Genomic DNA, 742 nt, shown 5'->3' on the forward strand with positions numbered 1-742 from the left:
GGACGTGCAACACCCGAGACGACCGACCCCGCAGGCACCCCGGCGGCCAGACTCTCCAGACCGCTCACCAGCTCCCCGCGGTCAGCGCCAACCACCACCGCCCGGTGCTCGAACACCGACCGCGACACCGCCAACGACCACGCCACATCCTCCGGCTCCAACTCCGGCCGGGCAGCAACCCACTCCCGCAACCGGCCCGCCTGCGCCGTCAGCGCCTCGGCCGACTGGCCCGACACCAGCCAAGCACCGGCGCCCGACACCACCGGTGCCGTGCCCTCGGCGCCCGCCTCAGGTGCCTCGTCCTCAAGCTCAGCAGCCTCAACGGCCGGAGCCTCCTCGACGATGACGTGCGCGTTGGTGCCACTCATCCCGAACGAGGACACACCCGCACGGCGCACCCGGCCGTTCACCGGCCACGACACGGACTCGGTCAGCAGCTGCACCTCACCCGCGGACCAGTCCACGTGCGGCGACGCCTCGTCCGCGTGCAACGTCTGCGGCAACTGCTGGTTCTGCAACGCCAGCACCATCTTGATCACACCGGCCACGCCCGCGGCAGCCTGCGTGTGACCGATGTTTGACTTCACCGAACCCAGCCACAACGGCCGGTCCCCCGGCCGCTCCTGACCATAGGTCGCGAGGAGCGCCTGCGCCTCGATCGGGTCACCCAGCGTGGTGCCCGTACCGTGCGCCTCCACCACATCCACATCGGCAGCCGACAACTGGGCACTGGCCAAGGCGG

General features: G+C 70.9%; 1 protein-coding gene. It reads right to left on the bottom strand.

The genetic code is table 11. The features are described from left to right. Window positions 1-742 (bottom strand): type I polyketide synthase (locus AQI88_RS42100; RefSeq protein WP_167357520.1); only part of this gene is annotated, 742 nt, incomplete at both ends.

Origin of the sequence: Streptomyces cellostaticus, assembly GCF_001513965.1 — a bacterium.
Taxonomy (GTDB): domain Bacteria; phylum Actinomycetota; class Actinomycetes; order Streptomycetales; family Streptomycetaceae; genus Streptomyces; species Streptomyces cellostaticus.